Origin of the sequence: Streptomyces sp. NPDC018964, from assembly GCF_044390325.1 — a bacterium.
Taxonomy (GTDB): Bacteria; Actinomycetota; Actinomycetes; order Streptomycetales; family Streptomycetaceae; genus Streptomyces.
In genome coordinates this window covers 85,115-93,336 of record NZ_JBIRYZ010000031.1, presented here as the reverse complement: position 1 = coordinate 93,336, position 8,222 = coordinate 85,115, and the positions used below count along the sequence as shown (strand labels likewise).

The window sequence follows — 8,222 nt, the reverse complement described above, 5'->3', positions numbered from 1 at the left end:
GAGACCTTCGGCACCGCCACGATCGACACCGAGAAGATCGAGAAGGCCATCGACGAGGTCTTCGACCTCCGCCCGGCCGCGATCATCCGCGACCTGGACCTGCTGCGCCCGATCTACGCCCAGACCGCCGCCTACGGCCACTTCGGCCGTGAGCTGCCCGACTTCACCTGGGAGCGCACCGACCGCGTGGACGCCCTGCGCAAGGCGGCGGGGCTGTAGGTCCCACCCCCGCGTCTCCCCGAGGCCCGGCGACCCCTCCCGAGGGGCCGCCGGGCCTCGGCGCGTACGGAGCCGCTCCGCCGTACATGCCCGCGCACTCCGCGGGAGCGAGCCCTACGCTGGGAGTGCGGCGACGCCACGGCCCGGTGCGAAGGGCACGGATACTTCCGGGTGACAGCCCTCGCAGGTTCGAATCCTGCTGCCGGTCCCGGACCGGTATGGCCGAGCGGCCCAAGGCAGAAGCGCCCTCGGGCGTTCGTGATCCGTACCCGGCTCGACCTCGGGCCGGCGTCGCTGTCAGTGGCGTTTGGTAAGAATGCAGGCGTGAGCAGCGAGAACGGACAGCCGGAGGGTGGCGCGGAGGGCGCGCCGCCCGAACAGCTCGCGCTCATCCGGGAGAGCATGCGCAAGGCCAAGGCGCCCCGGGCCAAACCCCGCACCTGGCGCGGTGCCGCGCTCGCCAAGGAGCTGCCCGTCGCCCGGGTCCTCGTCGACAAGGGCGTGCTCCACCTCGACCGCTACTTCGACTACGCCGTGCCCGAGGAACTGGACGCCGACGCGCAGCCGGGGGTGCGGGTGCGGGTGCGGTTCGGGGCCGGACGGCACCGGGTGCGCGAGGGGCGGCGCGAGGGCGGCGGACTGATCGACGGGTTCCTCGTCGAGCGCCTCGCCGAGTCCGACTACTCGGGACCCCTGGCGGCACTGGCGCAGGTGGTCTCGCCCGAACCGGTGCTCGGCGAGGAGCTGCTGGGCCTCGCCCGTGCGGTCGCCGACCGGTACGCGGGCAGCCTCGCCGACGTCCTCCAGCTCGCCGTGCCGCCGCGCAACGCCCGCGCGGAGCGACAGCCCTCGCCCGACCCGCTGCCGCCGCCCCCGGCGCCCGCCCCCGGCTCCTGGGAGCGGTACGAGCAGGGGCCGGCCTTCCTGGAGTCGCTGGCCTCGGGAGGCGCCCCACGGGCCGTGTGGAACGCGCTGCCGGGACCGCGGTGGAGCGAGGAACTGGCCCGCGCCGTCGCCGCGACCCTGGCCTCCGGGCGGGGCGCGCTGGTCGTCCTGCCGGACGGGAGGGCCGTGGCCCGCGTCGACGCGGCGCTCACCGAACTGCTGGGGGAGGGACGGCACGCGGTCCTCACCGCCGACGCCGGGCCGGAGAAGCGGTACGAGCGGTGGCTCGCCGTGCGGCGGGGCTCCGTACGGGCCGTCGTCGGGACGCGGGCGGCGATGTTCGCGCCGGTGCGGGACCTCGGACTCGTCGCCGTCTGGGACGACGGCGACGACAGCCACAGCGAGCCGCACGCCCCGCAGCCGCACGCCCGTGAGGTGCTGCTGCTGCGGGCGGCGCAGGACAGGTGCGGCTTCCTGCTGGGCAGCCGGCACTGCACCGTGGAGGCCGCCCAGCTGGTGGAGACCGGCTGGGCCCGGCCGCTGGTCGCCGGGCGGGAGCGGGTGCGGGCCGCCGCGCCGCTGGTGCGGACCGTGGGGGACGGGGACCTCGCGCGTGACGAGGCCGCCCGCGCGGCGCGGTTGCCGAGCCTCGCCTGGCAGGCCGCCAGGGAAGGGCTGCGGCACGGGCCGGTGCTCGTGCAGGTGCCCCGCCGTGGATACGTGCCGCGGATGGCGTGCGCCGGCTGCCGGGCCCCCGCGCGGTGCCGGCACTGCTCCGGGCCGCTGCAGGCACAGGGGGCCGACGAGCTGCGGTGCGAGTGGTGCGGGCGCGAGGAGAGCAGCTGGCACTGCCCCGAGTGCGGCGGGTTCCGGCTGCGGGCCCAGGTGGTCGGGGCCCGGCGGACCGCCGAGGAGCTGGGCCGCGCCTTCCCCGCGGTCCCGGTGCGCACCTCCGGGCGCGAGCACGTGCTGGACACGGTGCCGGGGACACCCGCGCTGGTGGTGAGCACCCCCGGCGCGGAGCCGGTGGCCGAGGGCGGATACGCGGCGGCGCTGCTGCTGGACGGGTGGGCCATGCTGGGCCGGCCCGACCTGCGGGCCGGGGAGGACGCGTTGCGCCGCTGGATCGGCGCGGCGGCGCTGGTCCGGCCGCAGTCGGCGGGCGGCACGGTGGTCGTGGTCGCCGAGCCGACCCTGCGGCCCGTGCAGGCGCTGGTCCGGTGGGACCCGGTCGGGCACGCGGTACGGGAACTGGCCGAGCGGGGTGAACTGGGGTTCCCGCCGGTGTCCCGGATGGCGGCGGTGTCGGGGCCGGGTGAGGCGGTGGCCGAGTTCCTCCGCGCGGTGGAGCTGCCCGCGCGGGCGGAGGTCCTGGGCCCGGTACCCCTGCCGGTCACCCCGGCGGGCCGCCCGCGCCGGCCGGGCGCGCCGCCCCCCGGAGAGCACTGGGACAGGGCGCTGGTCCGGGTGCCTCCCGGCAACGGTGCCGCGCTGGCCGCCGCACTGAAGTCCGCCCAGGCGGCACGCACGGCCCGGGGCGGGACCACCCCCGTATGGGTCCGCGTCGACCCTCCGGACATCGGCTGAACCCGCCGGGACGCGCCACGCCCTCCCGGGGCGTCCGGGAGGGCGTGGCAGGGGTGTGGTGAGGGCGTGACGGGCGAGGGCTCAGCCGTTGCGGGGGGAGGGCAGGGCCGTCGGGCGCGGGTCGTCGAGGAGGGACGGACTGCCCGCCGTGGGCTGGGTCGGCATGGAGTGGGCCGCGGGGACCGTCGGCACCGTGGTGACGCCGGCGACCGCGTTCACCGTGCGGGCGCCCGACGCCTCCGTGGTGGCCGTGGCGGCCTGGGCGGCGGCGCGGCGGGCGCCGTAGCGGCGGTGGACCGCCTGCTTGGTGACTCCGAGCGCCGAGCCCACGGCGTCCCACGAGAAGCCCAGGGAACGGTCGAAGTCCACGGCAGCCGTGACCAGGGTCTCGACACTGTCCCGCAGTTCCTGGGCGAGACGGACCGTGGGGGCGGGAGCGCGTCCGTAGACGACGAAGCCCGTGGAAGGGCCGGAGCGGCGCGGGCGGTAGACGTTGCCCAGCTGGGCGGTGAGCGTGCGCAGCGCGTCCACCTGCCGGCGGACCCGCTCGATGTCCCGCACCAGCAAGTGCAGGCTGGCCCGAGCCTGGGCGTCGTGGGTTGCGTGGTCGGCCATGAACAAGCCTCTCGAACCGGCGTGAAAGGAATCGGGCCCGTGTCGGGGCCCTTGGTCAACTCTTTCTTGACCAACGCGTAGGCGCTCCGCTGGTCACGGGGTGGGGCGTGGCGGCATATGCGTACGCCCCCGCGCGGGACGCGCCCCGGCCCTCGGCCTCGGCGTGTCCTCCACCCGCGCACACCTGTTCCCGGTACGTCGGGAGGGGGCGGCGCGCCGTGGGGCGGCCTCGCCGGCGGCTCTCCCCGCACGAGTGGTTCCGTCGACACCCCCATAGACTGGTGCGCCACCCGTGTCCGTCCTCGCCCGAGAGGCCCCAAGCACCCCATGAAGCTCGTCTTCGCCGGTACCCCCGAGGTCGCCGTTCCCGCACTGGACGCTCTTCTCGCCTCCGGGCGGCACGAGGTGGCCGCCGTCGTCACGCGGCCCGACGCGCCCGCCGGGCGGGGGCGCAGGCTGGTCGCCTCCCCCGTCGCCGAGCGGGCGGAGGAGGCCGGGATCGAGGTGCTGAAGCCGGTGAAGCCCAGGGAACCCGAGTTCCTGGAGCGGCTCGAGGAGATCGCGCCTGACTGCTGCCCCGTCGTCGCCTACGGCGCCCTCCTGCCCAGGGCCGCCCTCGACATCCCCGCCCGGGGCTGGGTCAACCTGCACTTCTCGCTGCTGCCCGCCTGGCGCGGCGCCGCACCCGTGCAGCACGCCGTCATGGCCGGCGACGAGATCACCGGCGCCGCCACCTTCCTCATCGAGGAGGGCCTCGACTCCGGCCCCGTCTACGGCACCATCACGGAGGAGATCCGCCCCACCGACACCAGCGGCGACCTGCTCACCCGGCTCGCCTTCGCCGGCGCCGGGCTGCTCGCCGCCACCATGGACGGCATCGAGGACGGCACCCTGAAGGCCGTACCGCAGCCCGCCGACGGCGTCAGCCTCGCCCCCAAGGTCACCGTCGAGGACGCCCGCGTCGACTGGAACACCCCGGCGCTGCGCGTCGACCGGGTGGTGCGCGGCTGCACCCCCGCGCCCGGCGCCTGGACCACCTTCCGGGGCGAGCGGCTGAAGATCGTCCAGGCCGCCCCCGTACCGGACCTGACCGACCTCGCGCCCGGGCAGCTGTCCGCCGGGAAGAACAACGTGTACGTGGGCACCGGTTCGTACGCCGTGGAGCTGCTGTGGGTGCAGCCCCAGGGCAAGAAGCCGATGCGGGCGGCGGACTGGGCGCGCGGGGTGCGGATCGCCGCCGGGGAGACCGTCGGCGCCTGACGCCCCCGGATCTCCACGACGTAGGCTGGAGAGCGCACTTCACCCCACATCCGGAGCACCTTTTTCGTGAGCGACCAGCCCCGTCGGCCCCACAGGCCCGCCAAGCCCTACCGCCGGCCCAAGAAGGACCCCGTCCGCGTCCTCGCCTTCGAGGCCCTGCGGGCCGTCGACGAGCGGGACGCGTACGCCAACCTCGTCCTGCCCCCGCTGCTGCGCAAGGCGCGCGAGAACGGCGACTTCGACGCACGCGACGCGGCGCTGGCCACCGAGCTGGTGTACGGCACGCTGCGCCGCCAGGGGACGTACGACGCGATCGTCGCCGCCTGCGTCGACCGGCCGCTGCGCGAGGTGGACCCGCCGGTGCTGGACGTGCTGAACCTCGGCGCGCACCAGCTGCTGGGCACGCGCATCCCGACGCACGCCGCCGTGTCCGCCACGGTCGAGCTGGCCCGGGTGGTGCTCGGCGACGGCCGCGCCAAGTTCGTCAACGCCGTGCTGCGCAAGATCGCGCAGGACGACCTCGACGGCTGGCTGGAGCGGGTCGCGCCGCCCTACGACGAGGACCCCGAGGACCACCTCGCCGTCGTGCACTCGCACCCCCGCTGGGTCGTCTCCGCGCTGTGGGACTCCCTCGGCGGGGGACGCGCCGGCATCGAGGAGCTGCTGCGGGCCGACAACGAGCGGCCCGAGGTGACCCTGGTCGCCCGCCCCGGGCGGGCTACCACCACCGAACTGCTCGACGAGGAGGCCGCCGTCGCCGGCCTCTGGTCGCCGTACGCGGTGCGGCTCACCGAGGGTGGGGAGCCGGGCGCCGTCCCGGCGGTCGCCCAGGGCCGGGCCGGCGTCCAGGACGAGGGCAGCCAGCTCGTCGCGCTCGCGCTCGCGAACGCGCCCGTCGAGGGCCCCGACCGGATGTGGCTGGACGGGTGCGCCGGACCGGGCGGGAAGGCCGCGCTGCTCGGCGCGCTCGCCGCCGAGCGGGGCGCCGTGCTGCTGGCCTCCGAGAAGCAGCCGCACCGGGCCGGCCTGGTGGCGAAGGCGCTCGCCGGGAACCCGGGGCCGTACCAGGTCGTCGCCGCCGACGGGACGCGCCCGCCGTGGCGGCCCGGCAGCTTCGACCGGGTGCTGGTCGACGTGCCGTGCACCGGCCTCGGCGCCCTGCGCCGCCGCCCCGAGGCGCGCTGGCGGCGCCGCCCGGAGGACCTGGACGGCTTCGCCCCCCTCCAGCGCGGGCTGCTGCGCACCGCCCTGGAGTCCGTACGGGTCGGCGGTGTCGTCGGCTACGCCACCTGCTCCCCGCACCTCGCGGAGACCCGGGCCGTGGTCGCCGACCTCCTCAAGCAGTTCCCGGAGGCCGACCTGATCGACGCCCGGCCGATGCTGCCCGGCGTACCGGATCTGGGCGAGGGCCCCGACGTACAGCTGTGGCCGCACCTGCACGGCACCGACGCGATGTACCTGGCCCTCATCCGCCGGACCGGCTGAGGCTCTCCTCGGGCTCCCCCACCTCGCCGCCGTCCCCGCGGGCCAGCCGGTGCGGCCACCACACCTTCGGGCCCACGTCCAGGAGCAGGGACGTGACCAGCACCGACCGTACGACGAAGGTGTCCAGCAGCACGCCCAGGGCGACCGCGAAGCCGATCTCGGCGAACGCGACCATGGGCAGCGTGCCGAGGGCGGCGAAGGTGCCGGCGAGGACCAGGCCCGCCGAGGTGATGACGGCGCCCGTGGCCGCGAGGCCGGTGACCACGCCGGGCCGGGTGCCCCGACGGGCGGCCTCCTCGCGGATGCGGGTGGTCAGGAAGATGTTGTAGTCGATGCCCAGGGCCACCAGGAAGACGAAGACGAACAGCGGGAAGTCGGTCGACTCGCCCGCGTGGTCGAAGACGTGCCGGAAGGCCAGGGCACTGAGGCCGAGCGCCGCCGCGAACGACAGGATCACCGTCGCGATCAGCAGCAGCGGGGCGATCAGGGCGCGCAGCAGCACGCACAGGATCAGCAGGACGACCACCAGCACCAGCGGGATGATCAGCGTGTTGTCGTGGGCGGTCGCCTCGTCCATGTCCAGCAGCGCCGCCGTACCGCCGCCCACCCGCGCGTCGGCGTCCGGTACCGCGTGCACGGCGTCGCGGACCCGCTCCACGGTCCGCTTGGCCGCCTCGCTGTCCGACGGGGCGGTCATGGTGGCCTCGAAGAGCACCTTGCCCTCGAACGACGGCTTCGTGCCCGGGGGCACCCCGAGGGACTCCGGGACGACCCCCTCCGTACCGGCGACCGCGCGGCCCACCCGCTCGGCCCGCGCCTGACCGGCGACGACGACCAGCGGATCGCCGCTGCCGGCCGGGAAGTACCGCGCGGAGACCTCCTGCCCGGTGATCGAGTCCGGTTTCCCGGTGAACGCGTCCGCGTTGCCGATGCCCTCCGCGCGGAGCTGGACCAGGCCCAGCGAGCAGACCGCCAGCACCACCGCCGTCACCCCCCAGACCAGGCGCGGACGGCGGGCGATGCGGCGGCCCGTGCGGGCCCACACGCCCCGCTCGGTCGGGTCGGGGGCGCCGTGGTGCGGGATCACCGGCCAGAAGATCCACCGGCCGCAGATGACCAGCAGCGCCGGGAACAGCGTCAGCATGGCCAGCAGGGCGACCGCGACCCCGATCGCGGCGACCGGGCCGAGTCCCCGGGTGGAGTTCATCTCGGCGGTCAGCAGCACCAGCATGCTCAGGACGACGGTCGCGCCGGAGGCGAGCACCGCCGGGCCCGCGCGGTGCAGGGCCAGCGCCATCGCCTCGTGCCGGTCCTCGTGCCGGCGCAGCTCCTCCCGGTAGCGGGCGACCAGCAGCAGGGCGTAGTCGGTGCCCGCGCCGAAGACCAGCACGGTGAGGATGCCGGCGCTCTGCCCGTTGACCGTCAGCCCCGCGTACTCGGCCAGGAAGTAGATCAGGGCCTGCGCCGTGAACAGCGCGCAGATCACCGCGAGCAGCGGCACCAGCAGCAGGGTGGGGCTGCGGTAGGTGATCAGCAGCATCACGACGACGACGGCCATCGCGGACAGCAGCAGCGTGGAGTCGATGCCCTCGAACGCCTCGGCGAAGTCGGCGGACGTGCCGGCGGGGCCGGTGATGTGCACCGCGAGCCCGTCGCCGCTCCCGCCGACGCGGTCCCGCACGGAGTCGACCGCGGCTCCGATCCGCTCCCAGCCCCGCTCGTCCATCGTGATCGGCACGAGGACCTGCGCCGCCCGGGGACCGGCCTCCCGGTCGAAGACCGGGCCGAGGGTCTCGTCACCCCTGACGCCGTGGTCGCTCAGCCGCTTCAGCTGCTCCACGTCCCCGGCGATCCGCGCCCGGTCGGCGGCCGTCAGTCCGTCGTCCCGCGCGTAGACCACGATCGCGGGGATCCGTTCGGGCCGGAAGCCCTCGGAGATCTCCAGCACCTGCGTGGACTCGGCGGACCCCGGCAGCCACGACGCCGCGTCGTTGTCCTGCGCGTCGGTCAGCCTCTGGGCGAACGGCGCCGTCAGGAACAGCACCACGACCCACAGCCCGAGCACCAGCCACTTGGAACGCCGTCCGCACACGAGGTGCGCGACACCACGGCCACCTGTCATGGAGACCTCCGCGAGAGCGCCCCAGGGGGGCGCGGAGCAATGACGTCCG

Annotated in this window: 6 protein-coding genes; 4 read left to right on the top strand and 2 right to left on the bottom strand. The window is 75.7% G+C overall.

The genetic code is table 11. From position 1 onward, the window contains the following. Together ACH5AO_RS33765 and ACH5AO_RS33760 are read left to right on the top strand one after the other, a co-directional pair. Positions 1-219 (top strand): methionine adenosyltransferase domain-containing protein (locus ACH5AO_RS33765; protein ID WP_398931414.1); only part of this gene is annotated, 219 nt, incomplete at its 5' end. Between the two features lie 324 nt (positions 220-543). Further along, positions 544-2,691 (top strand): primosomal protein N', encoded by a 2,148-nt coding sequence (locus tag ACH5AO_RS33760; protein ID WP_398931412.1) that lies wholly within the window; start codon positions 544-546, stop codon positions 2,689-2,691. An 81-nt stretch (positions 2,692-2,772) separates the two neighbouring features. Here the strand turns inward: ACH5AO_RS33760 and ACH5AO_RS33755 are convergent, their stop codons facing one another. Continuing rightward, positions 2,773-3,306, bottom strand: a complete 534-nt coding sequence (locus tag ACH5AO_RS33755; RefSeq protein WP_398931411.1) for a hypothetical protein — start codon at positions 3,304-3,306, stop codon at positions 2,773-2,775. Between the two features lie 327 nt (positions 3,307-3,633). On the opposite strand from ACH5AO_RS33755, the gene fmt reads away from it, so the two are divergent. Continuing rightward, positions 3,634-4,566: a methionyl-tRNA formyltransferase gene (fmt, locus tag ACH5AO_RS33750; RefSeq protein WP_398931409.1), complete on the top strand. Its 933-nt coding sequence runs from the start codon at positions 3,634-3,636 to the stop codon at positions 4,564-4,566. A 66-nt stretch (positions 4,567-4,632) separates the two neighbouring features. After that, on the top strand, positions 4,633-6,051 hold the full coding sequence (locus tag ACH5AO_RS33745; protein WP_398931407.1) for an RsmB/NOP family class I SAM-dependent RNA methyltransferase: 1,419 nt from the start codon (positions 4,633-4,635) through the stop codon (positions 6,049-6,051). On the opposite strand, the gene ACH5AO_RS33740 is transcribed toward ACH5AO_RS33745, so the two are convergent. Further along, positions 6,032-8,173, bottom strand: a complete 2,142-nt coding sequence (locus ACH5AO_RS33740) for an MMPL family transporter (RefSeq protein WP_398931405.1) — start codon at positions 8,171-8,173, stop codon at positions 6,032-6,034. The two genes, ACH5AO_RS33745 and ACH5AO_RS33740, sit on opposite strands and share 20 nt — an antisense overlap. Positions 8,174-8,222: the final 49 nt, after the last annotated feature.